Source organism: uncultured Eudoraea sp., assembly GCF_947258525.1.
GTDB lineage: Bacteria > Bacteroidota > Bacteroidia > Flavobacteriales > Flavobacteriaceae > Eudoraea.
The window spans coordinates 1-18,168 of the sequence record NZ_CAMYIP010000219.1 but is presented as its reverse complement, the minus strand read 5'-3'; the positions used below and the strand labels follow the sequence as shown (position 1 = coordinate 18,168).

10 protein-coding genes are annotated in these 18,168 nt (G+C 39.7%); 4 read left to right on the top strand and 6 right to left on the bottom strand.

All coding sequences use genetic code 11. From position 1 onward, the window contains the following. Positions 1-184: 184 nt before the first annotated feature. Positions 185-988 carry a DUF1080 domain-containing protein gene (locus Q0X89_RS17095; RefSeq protein ID WP_297696442.1) on the top strand — a complete coding sequence of 268 codons (804 nt, stop codon included), beginning with the start codon at positions 185-187 and terminating at the stop codon, positions 986-988. A gap of 90 nt (positions 989-1,078) precedes the next feature. Here the strand turns inward: Q0X89_RS17095 and Q0X89_RS17090 are convergent, their stop codons facing one another. From Q0X89_RS17090 to nagB, 4 genes are all read right to left on the bottom strand, one after another. After that, positions 1,079-2,698, bottom strand: a complete 1,620-nt coding sequence (locus tag Q0X89_RS17090; protein WP_297696440.1) for a glycoside hydrolase family 3 N-terminal domain-containing protein — start codon at positions 2,696-2,698, stop codon at positions 1,079-1,081. Beyond that, positions 2,667-3,941 (bottom strand): MFS transporter, encoded by a 1,275-nt coding sequence (locus tag Q0X89_RS17085; protein ID WP_297696438.1) that lies wholly within the window; start codon positions 3,939-3,941, stop codon positions 2,667-2,669. The genes Q0X89_RS17090 and Q0X89_RS17085 overlap by 32 nt, the downstream gene beginning before the upstream one ends. Before the next feature lie 14 nt (positions 3,942-3,955). After that, entirely contained in the window at positions 3,956-5,467 is a 1,512-nt protein-coding gene (locus Q0X89_RS17080) for a family 10 glycosylhydrolase (protein ID WP_297696436.1), read from the bottom strand. A gap of 70 nt (positions 5,468-5,537) precedes the next feature. Continuing rightward, a complete protein-coding gene (nagB, locus tag Q0X89_RS17075; RefSeq protein ID WP_297696433.1) occupies positions 5,538-7,481 on the bottom strand; it encodes a glucosamine-6-phosphate deaminase in 1,944 nt (647 codons plus the stop codon). Positions 7,482-7,668: 187 nt separating this feature from the next. Here nagB and Q0X89_RS17070 point away from each other — a divergent pair, with 187 nt between their 5' ends. Next, positions 7,669-8,418: a DeoR/GlpR family DNA-binding transcription regulator gene (locus Q0X89_RS17070; RefSeq protein WP_297696432.1), complete on the top strand. Its 750-nt coding sequence runs from the start codon at positions 7,669-7,671 to the stop codon at positions 8,416-8,418. Between the two features lies 1 nt (position 8,419). Next, on the top strand, positions 8,420-9,235 hold the full coding sequence (gene murQ, locus Q0X89_RS17065; protein WP_297696430.1) for an N-acetylmuramic acid 6-phosphate etherase: 816 nt from the start codon (positions 8,420-8,422) through the stop codon (positions 9,233-9,235). 2 nt (positions 9,236-9,237) lie between these two features. On the opposite strand, the gene Q0X89_RS17060 is transcribed toward murQ, so the two are convergent. Both Q0X89_RS17060 and Q0X89_RS17055 read right to left on the bottom strand, forming a co-directional pair. Next, the gene (locus Q0X89_RS17060) at positions 9,238-9,639 is read right to left on the bottom strand and encodes a cytochrome c (protein ID WP_297696428.1); all 402 of its coding nucleotides are present in this window, start codon (positions 9,637-9,639) and stop codon (positions 9,238-9,240) included. Positions 9,640-9,691: 52 nt separating this feature from the next. Beyond that, complete coding sequence (locus tag Q0X89_RS17055; protein ID WP_297696426.1) at positions 9,692-10,810, bottom strand: PQQ-dependent sugar dehydrogenase; 1,119 nt, start codon at positions 10,808-10,810, stop codon at positions 9,692-9,694. Between the two features lie 137 nt (positions 10,811-10,947). Between Q0X89_RS17055 and Q0X89_RS17050 the strand changes: the two genes are divergently transcribed. Next, a partial coding sequence (locus tag Q0X89_RS17050; protein WP_297696424.1) for a Two component regulator three Y domain-containing protein occupies positions 10,948-18,168 on the top strand: 7,221 nt, incomplete at its 3' end.

Below are 18,168 nucleotides of genomic sequence, written 5' to 3'. Positions count from 1 at the left end.
AGCCAATGAATGCAATAGCATATTCTCAGGAATTGATCAAGCACACCTATAGAGATGGCTGGTCATTACCTGATATGCCTGCATAAGGCATTGATTCGAAAATGAATTTTGACAATAAATAAAAATTAGTAGAACTGGCTAATTGGGCTGGTTCTACCTATAAAAATCAAAAAAGAACAAACAGATGAGAAAAATTAGTTTAGTTGTAATATTTGGCTTGATTTTGATTCCGGTATTATCAAGTTGTAAAGATAAAAAGGCAGATCAAAAAGAGGAAGTCGCAGTAGAAGCTGAAATGGCACCGGAAACAGAAGAAGCTCCAATGAATGCTCTTACTTCGGAAGAACAAGCTGATGGCTGGGTATTGCTTTTTGATGGAAAAACTTCAGAAGGTTGGCGAGGCTATAAAAAAGAGAATTTTCCAGCTGCTTGGGAAATTGTTGACGGAACTTTACATATGATTGGCTCAGGTAGAGGAGAAGCGGGTTCAAAAGACGGAGGGGATATAATCTTCGATAAACAATTTCAGAATTTTACCTTGAGCTTAGAGTGGAAAATTTCTGAAGGTGGTAATTCTGGCATCTTTTACTTAGGGGAAGAAAAGTTGGATTACATCTGGAAAACTGCTCCCGAAATGCAAATATTGGATAATGAGAAGCACCCTGATGCCAAATTAGGTAAAGATGGTAATCGTATGGCTGGTTCGTTATATGATTTGATACCGGCAAAACCACAAAATGCTAAACCGGTAGGGGAATGGAACAAAGTTGAACTAACCGTATATAAAGGCACAGTAGTTCATAGCCAAAACGGTGAGAATGTTGTGGAATACCACCTCTGGACACCGGAATGGAATGAAATGGTTGCTGGCAGTAAGTTCCCGGAGTTAAATCCGGAATGGGCTGATGTTCCTTCTAAAGGTTATATTGGACTTCAGGATCATGGAGATGATGTATGGTTCAGAAATATTAAGATAAAGGAACTATAAGGAGTCGCCTTTTATAAAATTGTAGCCCCATATATTGTTAAATGTATGGGGCTTTTTATTTGCTCAGACTCTCTGGTATTCATTGAGATCCTATAAAACTACTGGTAATTTGCCATTTGCAATGAGTCTGCCAAGAAAATGTTCTGCTGCTACTTTTTGGAATGCTCCAAATTCCTGATAAACCAAAACAACCGCACTGGTATTTTTGTAATCAAAAACCCTTAATGCATAGGGATTCCCAAATAGATATAAAACAACGTTTTTTGTTTCAATCATCTCCCTTAGGAGCATTAAATATTCTTCAGAAATTCCAAAATTGTTTTGAGGTTTAACCATTGGCGGATACAGAGCAATCAGGACATTTTGCATTTCAGACACTTTTTCCCTTAATAGTGCCGTATTAAACTCAGTTGTGGAAAAATAATCAAATTCAAGCTCTTTTTTGATATCCCTAAAAAATGAATTATCATTCCCATTTGATATTTCAATACCCGCAAACCCATTCATTGCAAGAGAGTTTATGTCCTTTGGAGACCCTTTATGTAAAGTTATGCTGTGTTTCGCAAGCCTTAGATTTAAATCAGTCGGATCTACTAATTTTGGAGTTAAATTATCACTTTCATTATTGAACGCCTTTTCCTTTAGTTTCCATACTCTTGCAAAGCTCAATTCAATTTGTTCATCCTGTGCGTTTTGTAAAATATTATCTATGCCCTCAACAACATGTTCGGCAAAGCATAAAATATCATTACCGGCATCAAAGGCCGCCCATTCTAAATCACCCTTATCAGAAAACATTTTGGAAACCGCGCGCATATTCAGTGCATCAGATACCACCACTCCCTGAAATTCCATTTCTTCTCTCAAAACCCCTTTAATAATTCTCTTTGAAATGGAAGAAGGATCCATTGAACCACCTGCAAGTGAGGGTACCGCAAGATGACCTACCATTATTGAATCAATCCCGTTTTGTATTAAGTGTTTAAACGGATATAGCTCATTATCAAGGAGTTCTTCTTTGGATTTATTGATCAAAGGAAGTCCGAGATGAGAATCTGTAGCCGTGTCTCCATGCCCCGGAAAGTGTTTGGCGCTGGCAAGTATTCCAATACTTTGAAGACCTTTAGCCAATGCACTTGCTTTGTTGGCCACATTATACTTATCACTTCCAAATGATCTATAACCAATTACAGGATTTTCAGGATTACTATTAATGTCGGCTACAGGGGTAAAGTTCCAATGTATCCCTGCCTGCTTACAGTCATTAGCAATATTCCTGCCCACTTCTGTAATAGTTTCGTCATGACTATCTATTGCACCCAAAGTTATGGCATATGGGTATTGTGGAGTGTTTTCAACACGCATCGCCAATCCCCATTCAGCATCAATGCTTATTAATAATGGATATTTGGCAACTTGCTGGTAACGTTCAATAAGGTTTTTTAGAACTCTATAACTATCCTCATTGTATACTACTTCTTTCTTTCCTTCATAATTTGTTGCAGCACTGGCCCTGGAATGAAAAAAGCAGAGTCCTCCTATATGGTGCTTACTTATTAAATCTTGTAACTTTAGTATTTCTTCTTCACTATCATTGATAAATGCCGCAGGCATAAAAAACTGTCCTACTTTTTCTTTCAGGGAAAGTGATTTTGCAGCTGTTGGATAATCTATAAGATTAAGCTTCTGAATTCGCCCCTTTTTTGCCATAATCTGCCGGATATTTTAAATATTTTAAAATGAATATTGCTGGAAGCGCTCCTATTACCACCCATATGAAGAAACCATCATAACCGAGCCATTCCTGAATATATCCGCTAACCAGTCCAGGGAGCATCATACCCAGAGCCATAAACCCGGTAGCAAGAGCGTAATGGGAAGTTTTGGAGGCCCCTTCAGCAATATAAATAAGATAAACCATGAAACCGGCAATTCCAAAACCATAACCGAACTGTTCCAAAACCACTGTGGTTATTACCGCGAAGTAATTTGTAGTATTCGTTATTGCCAGGAAAGCGTAAAAAGCATTCGGAACATTTATTGAAAGTACCATCGGTAACATCCATTTTTTTAAACCATCTTTGGAAATTAATATCCCGCCTAAAATTCCTCCTATAGTAAGCATTATAACCCCTATTGTTCCATATATATAACCAACCTCAGAGGTGGTATAGCCCAAACCACCTTTATCTGTGGAATCGAGGAAAAAAGGGGCTGACATTTTTACCAATTGTGATTCCCCCAATCGAAAAAAGAGAACGAACGCCAAGGCTACACCCATGCCTTTTTTATTGAAAAATGTGGAAAATACTTCAAAAAAACCGGCTGGTTTCTGCTTCTCAACAGCATCAGAAGATTCAAATTTTGGAGTAACAAAAAAATTGGTTAATGTTAAACCAAACATTAAGAGTGCAGCACCTATCATTGTGATGGACCATGCCTTTGTATTATCCCCGTAGTAATTTTCTAAGAATCCTGCGAGAATTACTAATAAGCCTTGCCCTGTAACATTTGCCAGCTTATAGAAAGTACTCCGAATACCAACGAAAAAAGATTGTCTATCCTGTGTTAAGCCAATCATATAATAACCATCTGATGCAACGTCATTGGTAGCAGAGGCAAAGGCCGCCATCCAGAAGCAGGCTAAAGTTGTGACAAAAAATATGTTGGTAGGTAAAAATAATCCTACTCCGAGCAGCGCCAGGGCAACAAGAAGTTGTGTGAATAAAAACCAATTTCTCTTAGTGCTTAAAAGGTCTACATAAGGACTCCAAAGTGGTTTTATGACCCATGGAAGATATAGCCAACTTGTATACAGACCTATATCCGCATTACTTATACCTAGTTTCTTGTACATAATAACTGATACCGTAACAACTAAAACAAAAGGGAGCCCCTGTGTAAAGTAGAGCACTGGAATCCAAATCCAGGCGCGCTTATTTTTTTGTATCATGTTGGTTTATTTAGTTAGTTTAAATGTATGACAATTGGTTCAGTTTCTTTTCTATACTTATCCGTAAAAGTCACTGCAATATGTTTTCTTTGGTTAATTAGGCCTTTACCAACGTTAAAGGAGTTGCTGTTATCTATGAATATTTGCCCGATCATATTTTGAGGCTTGCAGAGGGGAGGTTTTTTAGGATTTTTAATAGTATAAATGTTGGCAAGTCGGATAATTTCACTATTCCGGAATTTGAAAGTAAAATTTAGATAGTTGTCTTTGTCAAGAATATTTACCAATACCGGTAATGGTTGGTCTTCCGGTGTAATTAATGGTGAAACGGGAGTGAGGGAAGGATAGAAGTACAATTCTTTTTTTATATATTTTACAACGCCCCTGTTCTCAGACATAAGTGATCTTGCACTAAAAAAGACATTGCCCTGAACAGCCCGGGTTTTTCTCGCCAACCGCAATTGTTTTGGTAATTCTTTCTTTTTGTTCCAGGCTTTATCGCTGTTGTTTCCAACTTTATAAGCACCGTTGCCTACGTATAGATTAGAATTCTTATAATTTTCTGCCCACCAATCAATGAGTACCCGATGGGAGGCTACCTGTAACTTCAAGCTCCAATAAATCTGTGGCACTAAATAATCTATCCAACCATTCTCCATCCATAAAAGGGGATCTGCATACAGATCTTCATAGGTTGTTTGGCCTGCTTTTGTGTCTGATCCTTTTGGGTCGGTTGATTTATTCTTCCAAACACCAAACGGACTTATGCCAAATTGTACCCAGGGCTTATGTTGTTTTATCGCTAGGTGAGTCTTCTTTACCAGGGTGTCAATGTTACTTCTGCGCCAATTCTCGAGGGATAATTTTGCCGGGTTATGCGATAAAAAACTTGTCGAATCGTTAAAAACTTCGCCTTGTATGGTATAAGGATAGAAATAATCATCAAAATGAATGGCATCTATATCGTATTGGGTGACCACTTCTTCTATAATAGAAACCATATGATTCTTTACCTCAGGTAATCCGGGGTCATAATAATACTTTTTACCATATTTTATAATCCAATCCGGGTGCTTAAAATAATCGTGATTTTCCGAGAGCACCTCGGTATTGAGATCGAATGTCGCTCTGTATGGGTTAAGCCAGGCATGAAATTCAAAACCTCGAATATGGGCTTCTCTGATAAGCCATTTCAGAGGATTTTGATCTGTTTCAGGAGCAACACCTTCGGCACCGCTTAAAAAGCGAGACCAAGGTGAAAGATTAGAATTGTAAAAAGCGTCACCTGCAGTACGTATTTGTACGACAACTGCATTAAAATTAAGGTCTTTGTAAAAATTTAGAATGTGCAGGTAATCTTCTTTTTGTTTTTCCCAGGGATCACCTCCTCTTTGCGGCCAGTCAATATTAACTACAGTAGCAATCCAAACTCCTCGAAATTCCGTTTTGGGAATGTCATTTTTGTTCTTAATCAAACCGCAAGATGACAGTGAGATTAAGAAAAGGACCCCAATTTTTTTTAGCATCAATTGCGTTTAATTCCCTGCCTCTTCTGTTTTTGATTTAAAGAAGCAGGGTTGATTAAGCTTAAGATTATTAATTGAATTTATAACGAACAAATCCTTCCATGGCTTCATATTCTGCCATCCCCAGTGCATTGTACTTTTCAGCCGTTTCTGTATTACGCTGTTCTGCTCTTTGCCAGAATTCTCGTTGATCATTTCCGGGGAACATAGCACTATCTTTTTGCGATTGATGCTTAAAAATAGCACTCTTTTTACGTTCCATATCCATCGGGCCAATAGGAATTGTCATCTCCATGTCTGCAATATCCCATTCCTGCCATGCACCTCTATAAAGCCAAACATAACAATCATTAATCCAATCTGATCCTTCTCTCACCAATCTGTCTATTGCACTGTAAATAACCTGAAGGCAAACGCGGTGAGTACCATGTGGATCGGAGAGATCTCCTGCCGCAAATATTTGATGAGGTTTTACCTTGTTGAGCAGATCATAAGTTATTTGAACATCTGCTTCAGAAAAAGGTTTCTTTTTAACCGTTCCGGTTTCATAAAAAGGAAGGTTTTGGAAGTGGGCATTCTTTTCATCTACGCCGCAATATCTGCAAGCAGCCAAAGCTTCTCCCTTCCTAATGAGCCCCTTAAATTTTTGGATTTCCGGACTGTCTACCTGGCCTGGTTTCTTCTTTTTAAGAAACTCCCGTACTTCTTTAACTTGTTCTGAAAGCGCTACATTATTTTCCTGCACGTCCATTGCGAAATCTAGAAAGCGAATTACTTCATCATCAAAAACTGCAATATTACCAGAAGTTTGATAGGCTATATGCACTTCATGTCCCTGATCCACCAATCTTAGAAGTGTACCCCCCATAGAAATGACATCATCGTCAGGATGCGGACTAAAAATTAAGGAAGTCTTAGGATAGGGGTCTTTTCTTTCCGGTCTTTGACTATCATCGGCATTTGGTTTACCCCCGGGCCAACCAGTAATAGTTCTCTGTAGATAGTTGAAAACCCTAAGGTTAATTTGTTCTGCTGATCCTATTTCAGCAATTAAGTTCCCCATTCCATGCTCATTATAGTCTTCATTGGTTAATTTGAGGATTGCCTTATTGAGTTTTTCAGAAAGCCAGATGGTTGCTCCTTTAATTAGCTTATCATTCCAATCGCATTCACTTACCAGCCACGGTGTGTTAACTCTTGTAAGTGCGGAAGCCGCAGCATGGTCTACTATAAAATCACATGCGTCATGATGCTGCAGAAAAGTTGCAGGAACGGATTCTCTAATTGGCCCTTCAACAGATTGCCTAATTACATCTGCCTTTCCTTCTCCCCAAGCCATCAAAATAATGCGTTTTGCGGCCATAATTGAGCCAACGCCCATGGTGATTGCTTTAATAGGAACATTTTCCAAACCGAAAAAATCGCTGGCGGCATCTAATCGGGTAACCCTGTCTAGTCTTACTATTCTGGTTTTGCTGATAAGGGAAGATCCTGGTTCATTAAAACCTATGTGCCCGGTACGTCCTATCCCTAGTATTTGAATGTCAATACCACCGGCATCAACAATCTTCTTCTCATAATTAATGCAGAAATCCCGAACATCCTCTTTGTCTAATGTGCCATCGGGGATGTTGATATTACTCTTTTTAATATCAATATGATCAAACAAATGCTCGTTCATAAATCGCACATAACTATGAATGGAATCGGATTCCATAGGGAAGTATTCATCCAGATTGAAGGTGATTACATTTTTAAAACTCAGTCCCTCTTCTTGATGAAATTTAACAAGGAATTCATACATCTTTGTAGGAGTGGAACCGGTTGCCAATCCCAATACTACATTTTTTCCCTGCTTTTGCCGCTGTCTGATTAGTTCTGCAATCTCATTGGCAACAAAAAATGATGCCTGCTCTGAACTATCGTGTATTACGGTGTTAATTCTTTCAAATTTCCTGGACTCTTCGTCTGTTGGAAAGCTCATTGCACTTGGTTTTGTGAGTGTTTCTGCCATCTTAGCTACTTGTATTTTTTGATTCTTTAGTGCAAAGATATATAAATAAATTCAAATATGCTGTTTTTTGCATTAAATATTGCAAATAATTGCAATTAAATAAAATAAAAACTAGTTAAAACAGTAAAAAACAGCAAATGAAAAATATTTTACTATCTTTGTAACCATAAATAATTGTACTCGATTTATGTTAAAAGAAGAGCGTCATCTGGCCATATTAAATGAAGTAGAGCTTCACAATCGAATATTGTTAACAGATATTGCAGAGAAATTGAATGTATCTATAGATACTGCAAGGAGAGACGTAAAAGAACTTGATGCGGTGAATAAATTGCGGAAAGTACATGGCGGGGCAATATCTCTTGGATTTACGGGTCTGGCAAGTAGTAATGCAAATATCTATGCACTTGATCAAAAGATAGCAATTGCACAAAAAGCAATCAGTCTTATCCGCGAGGGTAGTGTACTTTTCATTGATGGCGGTACGACATGTCTTGAACTTGTTCGCTTAATTCCTCCACAACTTAAGCTTACCTGCTTTACATTAAGCCTCCCGGTGGCATGGCAATTACTTTCCAATCCTAATATTAAAGTAATTTTTATCGGAGGAGAGATTTCAAGAGATGCTCAAATTTCTATAGGAGCCTACGCCGTTCATCAGCTAGCTGAGATAAGATTTGATTATAGTTTTATAGGAACCGGCTACGTCGACGCAATTCATGGGTTGACCGAGTTCGATTGGGAGATTGTTCAGGTTAAGAAAGCCGTTATCAATGCGTCTAAAAAAACGGTACTTTTGTGTATATCTGAAAAGCTAAATTCACAACATCAATATAAAACCTGCGATATTAACTCCATTAACACAATGATTACCGAATTAGCACCAGACAATAATCTTCTTAACTTATACAGAAACCAGGATATTCATCTTCTATAATATGTCAGATTATATTAAAATCACAGAAACCCCGTCCAATTATACAGATTTGGAATTGATGAGTACGCAGTCTATCCTGGAGAATATCAATAAAGAAGATCAGAAAGTGACGGAGGCAGTTCAAAGGGTAATTCCACAGCTCTCCAAACTTGTCGATGCCCTGGAAAAACGATTTTATGACGGAGGACGTTTATTCTACATCGGAGCAGGTACTAGTGGGCGGTTAGGTATTTTAGATGCTTCAGAAATCCCTCCAACTTATGGGATGCCTCATACAAGGGTAATAGGCTTAATTGCAGGTGGAGATTCTGCCATAAGAAAAGCGGTAGAATTTGCCGAAGACGATACAAAACAAGCCTGGATAGATCTAAAATCCTATGATATTTCTGAAAAAGATGTTCTCGTTGGAATTGCAGCGTCTGGTACAACTCCTTATGTACTTGGAGGCATTACAGATGCAAAAAAACACGGGATATTGACAGCCGGCATTACAAATAATCCGGGATCACCTTTAGCTACTATATCCGATATTCCCATAGAAATTAACGTAGGGCCCGAATTTGTTACAGGGAGTACCCGTATGAAAAGTGGCACCTCACAGAAACTTGCGTTAAATATGATTAGTACAGCCTTAATGATCAGAGTAGGCAGGGTAAAAGGCAATAAAATGGTAAATATGCAGCTCAGCAATAACAAATTAGTGGATAGGGGTACCCGCTATCTTATGGAGGGTCTGAACTTAAATTATGAAGAAGCGCAAAAGGCCCTCAGCCAATACGGCTCAGTTAAAAAAGCACTTGATGCCCTAAAAAAATAAGGTTATTTTAGAATAGTATTTACCTCTTCAAGAGTAACCATTTCGGCACCTGAATTGCCCCAGGAATTAAGCACGTAGTTCATTACATCTACTATTTCTTCATTTTCCAGCCCCAAGGGCATCATTGTATTGTCATAGGTAACACCATTAACTACGAGTGGGCCACGTTGACCATACTTCACACCTTTGATACTAGATTCCCTGTTATTTATTAAATAATCCGATTTGGCCAAAGGTGGAAATGTGTTCTCTACACCTTCTCCGTTTGCTAAGTGACAGGTAATGCAGAAATCCGTATAGATTTCTTTACCTCTTTGCATGCTCTCTTTCAACTCTTTGTCCTGCATCATAAAATAAGCCAGGCATGAGACGATCAGGAGATAACTGCTTACTAGAAACTTCATGGGATAACAAATTATAGAAATGCTGATTTAAGTGAGGCTATACACATTATTATTATAGAGGAATCAGTTTGTAAATGCCCTTCCCTTCTACCGCTACATAAATAAAACCATCCGGGCCCTGGCGTACGTTCCTGACCCTGCCTATGTCTTCCATAAGTTTCTCGCGGTAAGTAACTTCATTTCCTTTTAATTCCAGGCGCTCCAGATACTGAAATACCAGAGAACCTACTAGTAAATTTCCTTTCCAGGCCGGATACTTATCCGAAGTTACAAATGCCATTCCGCTTGGCGCAATGGAAGGAACCCAATAATGAATGGGTTGTTCCATGCCTTCCTTTTCAGTTATATCCGTTATTGGGGTACCACTGTAATTAATACCGTAAGTAATTACCGGCCAGCCATAGTTTACTCCTTTTTGCACAATATTTATTTCGTCTCCTCCTTGTGGGCCATGTTCATGGATCCATATAGCTCCTGTTTCCGGATGTTTGACCATACCCTGAGGGTTTCTGTTTCCATAAGTATATATGGCTTTTTTGGCATTTGGTTCATTTACGAAAGGATTGTCTTCAGGAATTCTTCCATCATCATGAATTCTGTAAATCTTCCCACAGTCTAGAGTAATATCTTGTGGATTTATATCGCGTTCCCCGCGTTCCCCAATAGAGAAGTATAAGTAACCCTGATTGTCAAATTCCATTCTGGATCCAAAATGCTGACCTTTTGTAGTATTAGGTGAAGCTTTGTATAGTATTTCTTTGTCTGTTAATGAGTTACCATTTAATTTAGCACGCATAATTGCGGTATTTCCGCCTTTCTCTTCACCTTCTTCCGAAGCAAACGAAAAGTAAATCCATCCGGTATTTTCATAATCCGGATGAAGTTCCATATCCAATAAACCGCCTTGTCCTCTGTTATATACTTCCGGGCCATTATTTATTGTTGATTTTTCTCCATCTTTAAAGAGAATAATTTCACCCGATTTTTCAGAAATTAACATACTTCCATCAGGTAGAAACACCATACCCCAGGGAATATTCAATCCATCAACAATTAATTCGGCGTTAAACGTAGTTTCCACGGGCGTATTTACGTCATTGTCCGTCTTCTGGGCACAGGATAAATTCGACATTACAACGAATAAACAAAGGGCTTTGATACTATTTTTCATAATCGAGCGTTAAAAATTAATAATAAGTAGGTATTAGAATGCCTAAAGATAAAGAGAAATTATAAGTTTAAATAATTACGCTGTAGAATATACTGATCCCAAATCACGAATATTCTTGCCATAACACGAATTAACCTATGCTCCAAAAAAACTCAAGGCAACTTGTGTATGCCGTGCTATTGCTCGCGCTATCTATTGTGGGTACCTCGGCTATTGCAAACACCAAAGTTTATGAGCTTATCTCGGAAATTACTGTTACTGCTGATAGGGATAATTCTTTATCGGAAACTACAGATATAGCAGTTGATCACAATATAAAAAGTCCATCCATAACGGAATCTTATTTGAACGCCCCTATGTTCATGACTATTATTCAGGGGGCTAATGAGGAAGTAGTTTGCCCCAATGATGGCAGTACACTTGCAAAATTCTTTTTATGCGGTACCAGTGATATTCGCACAATAACCCTAAGTCAGAGCGGGAGTAGTTATGAATGGCAAAAACTAGACCCCAACAGATGTGCCTTGTCCGTAATTGAAGATTGTGCAAACACAAATAACACCTGTTATGACACCGTAGGAACAAACTCCACTTATGACTTGAATTCTTCGGGAGAATTTCGTGTGCGTGTAGATGGTGGTCAATATTACTATTTTAAGTCATCCCTTAACCCATTGGATCCTCAGCTGATTCATGAGGATATTATTTGCGGAAATCCGGGAAGAGTAGAGGTGACAAACGTACCCGCTGGATATGAGTATAGCCTTAATAATTCTGCAGGGCCCTACCAGGACGACCCATTTTTTGATATAACTACTGCCGGAAATTATATAGTTTGGGTACGTTTAAAGAATGTATCGGGTAGTGCCTGTTTGTTTCCCTCAAATATGCAAACCGTGCTAGATCTGGATATTACCGTAGATGTTACAGCAAATGATATTTTATGTAGTGGGGAGCTGGGAAGTATAGACGTTCAGGTGTCTGGTGTTCCGGGATTCTATACATACAGATTAATAAAAGCCGGTGTCACCGTAGATACTTTTGGACCAGACGCTGCAAGTAATTATACTTTTGCGAATGTAAGTCCGGGAGTTTATAGCGTTAGGGTTGAAACTAATAAATGTAATGAACTCATTACTTTAGATATAAACAATGACCCAATAGACATAGGAAGTGGCATTAGTCCTTTGGCTGTTTCGGCAACAGCATCGGATAGTTTCGGTTGTGGAGCTGCTTCTGTTGATGTTACTATTGATACTTCAGGAGGTACTTCTCCATATAGATACAGTCTAGATGGAGGTGTTAATTTTAGTGCGCCGTATGCCAGCACCGCTATGTTCACCGTCACTTCTTCGGGTACTTATAACATCCTGGTTGAAGACGCTAATGGCTGCACAAAAACGGCAAGTATTGATGTTGAGGATTTACCTCCCCCTGTTTTCACAATTACCACAGAGGATGCTAATTGCGGCGGGGTCAACGACGGGCGAATTACTGTAAATGTGACTAACGGATTTGGATATAATCTTGAATTCAGTAATGACAACGGAACTAACTACCAGGGCAGTAATGTATTTAACAATTTAGCTCCCGGCAGCTATGACGTACTCATCCGTTATCAGCAAGGGTCTTTTACTTGTACAACTCCGGCATCTAATGAGACAGTTGGTACACCATCAACAATTACAGGTACTGCTACGGCCAATTCTATACCTACCTGTTTAAATGAGAACGGCGGGCAAATAACAATTGCAGGTGTTGCCGGTGGGACCCCACCATACGACTATAGTATTGGTGCAGGTTTTAGTCCTACCACAGTTTATACTAATCTTGGTGTGGGAACTTATACCCCTCAAATAAGGGATGCCAATGGTTGTGTGGAAACTCTGCCTCCTATAGTCTTTAATGCTTTAGACAAGCCTACGGACATGGATTTTACCATCTCCAGTATTGATTGTTTAACCAGTAGTGCTTCAGTTACAGTTGCTGTTACTGATGGTACAGCCCCATACACCTATGAAATTATCGCCCCTGCGATCAGTGCCATTAATAATGGCAACAATCCGGTTTTTACCGGTTTGGGACTGGGAACCTATACTTTTAGGGTTACCGATAATGAAGGTTGTAGTTATGATGAAGTCTTTGCAATTACGGATATTAGTTCCATTGCTGTGCAGGCTCAGCCTACGAAAGTAGTTACCTGTGTTGGCGATAGTGATGGTGAAGGTCGCTTTCTTGTAGATGGATTTGATACTACTTATCGTTACCAGATTGATGCTGGTCCGGTATTTAATGGACAATCAGGTGGAATAATAAATGTAACGGGATTAACAGCGGGTAGTTATACAATTACCGTAACTGATGAGGACACGAATTGTTCGGATACAGCAACTTTAGTCATTCAGGAACCAGCAGTAGCATTTGCTATTACCAGCCTTAGTGTTACCCCGATGAGCTGTCAGAATGGTAATATCGGTAGCGTTACTATTAATACAACCGGAGGTTGGGGTGGTAACAGATACACCTTAATTCAACCAGATTTAACGCCTCGCGGACCTAAAAACGGGAATACCTTTTCAAACCTGTCTTTGGACGGTTTGTATCAGGTTAGTGTAACGGATGCGAATGGTTGTACGGTAACAGATAGTTTTACGTTAACAATTTTGAATTCCCCAACACTTAGTCTGGATGTAGCTGCTTCGGATTTCTGTTATGATAATGTAGATGCAGCTACCCTTGCCGTAAATGCTGTAGGAGGGCTTCCACCATATCAGTTCAGAGTAAATGGAGGACCTTTAGGAGGAGTAAGCACTTTTAATAATCTAACACCCGGCACATACAATATTGAAGTAATAGACGCCAATGATTGCCGGGATAATGTTACTTATACAATAGAACCGGAAATTTCTGCTACTGGCAGCATTATCAGGCCACTAACCTGTGGTGGTATCTCTGCACAAATACAGGTTAACATCTCTGACGGATACCCTTTGGCAGGTGACTATGATATTTATGAAGTAAGTATTGACGGTGCGCCATATACCTCTAGTTCCAACAATATTACCGGTAATTCCTTTATATATGATATACCTAATGGGTCTATTTTAGTACCTACCACGTATCAGTTTTTGGTCAGTGACAGCCAGGGTTGTACCACAGAAACAAATGTAATAACCATTGATCCGCCCGAAAGTATTGTTGGATCTGCAAACCCAACAGATACAACCTGCGGTGATGATAATGGTATTATAACACTTGTTCCTGATACTAATTTTGGAGTACCGCCTTATGAATATAGTGATGATAGCGGAGCTACATTTAGTTCACAAAATATATTCTCCGGCTTTGCACCGGGAGTCTACAGCACATTCGTTATAAGGGATAGCCGAGGGTGTTTAACGCCTGTTTTGTCTGCAACTATTAATGGCAGCACACCGGTTGATGCAACTGTTGTTGCTAACAATGCCATATGTGCGGCAGGAACTGTTGAAGGTTCAATTGATGTTACAGCAGTTGCGAATGGTGCACCAAATTACACTTATATTGTCGAAGATATTAACGGTGCTATTGTAACAACTTTCGGTCCTACCGCCAGTACTGCAGTTAATTTTCCAAATTTAGTACCTGGTACCTATACCATTGTCACTCAGGATGCTTCCGGATGTGAAGACCGTGATACCGTCACCATTACACAAAATCAATTAGATCTTGTTCCCGTGGCTACTACAACACCACCGGATTGTACAACAGCCTTCACTTATATCGTGGATATTGTAGGTGGAACTGCACCTTATCAGATAGGTTTGTTAGGTGGCCCACTAGGGGCTCCAAATGTGGATATTGACACCCATGATTTTACGGGTCAAATCGCATATGGGGTAACTTATTTTGTGGAGGTAATAGATTTTTTAGGATGTAGATATATTGAACAAATTGACCCAATTTTAGGTCCTTCGCCTATTGCAGTTGCTGCAACATCTACAACGGCTTCCTGTACACCAGGGGGCAATGGACAAATTGATTACCAGGTAACAGGTATTGCTTCTCCTGCGGATCTTACCATTGAGTTACAAGACACCAATACGGGAGCCATTGTTAGTGGTCCAATAGTATTAAATAATGAACCTATTCCTTATAACGGATCTTTTACAGCCCTTCCACCAGGGAATTATCAGATACTGGTAAATGATAACAATACAAGTTGTGATGCCAGTGCTTTAATTGACATCATAACAGATATCCCAACATTGGTAGTAGACAATAATGAACCTGCAAATTGTAATGTAGGTGCTTTGGTAACAGTAAGAGGTACAGGTGGTACTCCTGGATATAGCTTTGCCTATGTACCTTTCAGTGATCCTGCTCCTGCTGTATTTACAGCTCAGACAACCTATGAAATTGCAGGGCCTTACCCTGCAGATTATGATTTTTATGTTCAGGACAGCAATGGTTGTATAAGCTTTACTACCGTGACAGTCACTGAAAATCCCGGCATTCCTCCGCCCTCGGTAGATGTTGTAAATCAGTGTTTTGCAGTTGCTAACTATACCGTTAACATAACTGCACCTATAAGCTCCGGCACAGGTCTTCCTGATGAAACTTTTGAGTATGATATTGGAGGCGGATTCCAAACAAGCCCAAATTTTACCGTGGTAAATCCAGGTGATTATACGATCATTATACGAGACGGGAATGGTTGTACTACAAGTATTGTTGCAAGGGTATTCGATTTCTTTGCCATAACAGCAAACGCAACAACAGAACCAACCTGTAACGCAGGAGATGGTGTGATTACGGTTAATACTACTGGTGGTAGTGGTAATTTTGAATTTCAACTGAGGGATAATTTATTAAACCCAATTGGGCCACCACAGGGTTCAAATGTGTTTACAAATGTATTTCCGGGTAATTATAACATTTTGGTAACCGACCTGGACTCAAACACCTTCCCTCTCTGTGAAGATAATGCAATAGTTGATGTTACCACTGTCGACACTCCGGACATATCAGCAACTCCCAAGGGAGATATTACTTGTAATGGTGCAAATGATGGTTATATATCAGTTGAATTGCTTCCCGGGACCGATACGGACAGCCCATTTACCTATATACTATATGATGGTGGCACTGCTACGGTAGTTAGAGCCGCACAATCAGCCGCTATTTTTGACAATTTACCTCCGGGAACTTATCAAGCCGAAGTAATTTCGGATAGAGGCTGTACAGACAGATCTCCTGATATTGTAATTAATGAACCCACACCATTGCAAATTGCTACGACGAACACCGAATTTACTTGTGATCCGAGCAGTAACCGATTCAATACCGCCACAATAACAATCTATACGGACACCAATGGAGATGGTACAGGCGTAAATACAGGTACACCAAGTTATACCTATAGTATGAATGACGGTACTCCGGCTTTCGATGGTACAAATTTTCAGACAAGCAACGTCTTTGAAGTAATTGACAATGGTACAAATCAAACCATAATTCTTATAGCAAAGGACCAAAATGGCTGTGAAATTACGGATACGGTGACTATTAATGCCCCTGTAGGGCTCACTTTTACATTCAATGTAAACTCTATTAGCTGTGATGCATCAGGTACCGGTGTAAATCCAGGTTCGATAGATATTATCATAGATCAGGGCCCTGGTAACTATGATGTGGAAATATTGCCATTAGGTTCAGAACCGATACAGAATTCCGGCGGTAGCGATACCGTAAGCTGGTCTATTAGTACGCCGGGTGACTATATTTTTGCAGTTACTGATGTAGGAAATGCTGGTTGTACTTATCTCACACCCATTGTTAATGTTCCGGACTATAATACCATTGAGGCTCTTATAGCGGAGACTGAACCGGTTACTTGTTTTAATGGTTCTGACGGGGAAATGAGTATTCAAATAAATAATTATAGCGGAATCTATAATTATGAAGTATTCTCAAGAGACAATGCAGGAGTTGAAACAACGACTAGCGTTACAGGCACATTTGATACCAATATTCCGGCTCAAAACCCTGGCATTATTACAGGTCTTCCGGCAGGTAACCTGATAGTTTATGTTGAGGCATTAGATATTCCTTATTGTGATGCTATTAGTAATATAGCTACTGTAAGACAGCCAGACAGAGCTTTAACTGTTGCTCTAACCCAAACGGCTGAGGTAACCTGTGCCGTACCCGGACTAGGTGAGATATTTGCAGTTGGTGATGGTGGCTGGGGAAGTTTTGAATACCAGTTAATAGCCCCTGATGGGACTACTATTCTGCAGGATTTCCCAAGTACGAACGACAGTTTTACAGGTTTATCTGATGGTATCTATACAGTGAATGTAAGAGATCTGGAAGGATGTATTTCAACCAACACCATTAATTTAGCACTTCCTGCACCTATATATGCTGATATTCAGGTAATAAATCCTTTACAGTGTAACAACGATAATAATGGTGAGATAGAAGCATATAACGTAAGTGGTGGCCAGGGTCCTGGTAATTATTTGTATCAGCTTAACCGTCTTAGTGACGGTACAAGCAGTGGGATACAGACCACTACCAATTTTGCTAATTTATCAGCAGGTGATTATACCATTACCGTTTTTGACGGCTGGGATTGTTCTTATACAACGGTTCCTATTACTATTGTAGACCCTGAAGTGGTCATTGCAGAACTTGTTGAGTTGCAGCCACCCGGTTGTGGTGACGTGGGAATCATGGAATTAACGGTAACGAATCCCGAAGTTGGAGTGAGTTATTTCTATAGGCGTGCAGGAACGGCAGATCCATTTATTCCTTTTGATGCGCTTGATCCTACAGCGACTTCAGTACAGATCTCTGAAGATATAACTATTGATCCGGGACCATTCCAATATGATGTTCAGAATTCTAATGGATGTCCCTTTGAAAAATCCAACCAAATATCGCTGGACCCTGCAGCACCTTTAGTAATTGCATTGGATTTAGCTAATGCGACCATAAATTGTGCAGGTGAAGCTACCGGTATTATCCGGTCCGAAGCCTTCGGTGGTATTGGGAACTACATATATTCTTTGTTAAATTCAGATGTACCGCCGTTCCCTTCAGGGGGTAATGTGGAAAGAAGTGCCCAATCTTCAGGAATATTCAGAGACCTGGGCCCCGGTACATATTGGGTTTATGCTGAAAGTGGTGGTTGTACCGCGATCTCTACCCCAATAACTATTGTAGATCCTCCGCCATTGGTGCTGGATTATATAGAGGCAGTACCTGTAAGTTGTAACGGAGATATGGATGGACAACTGATCTTAGAAGCTAGTGGTGGTACCGGTATAATCCGCTATTCTATTGCAGACCAGTTAAGTGAGTTCTTTGAG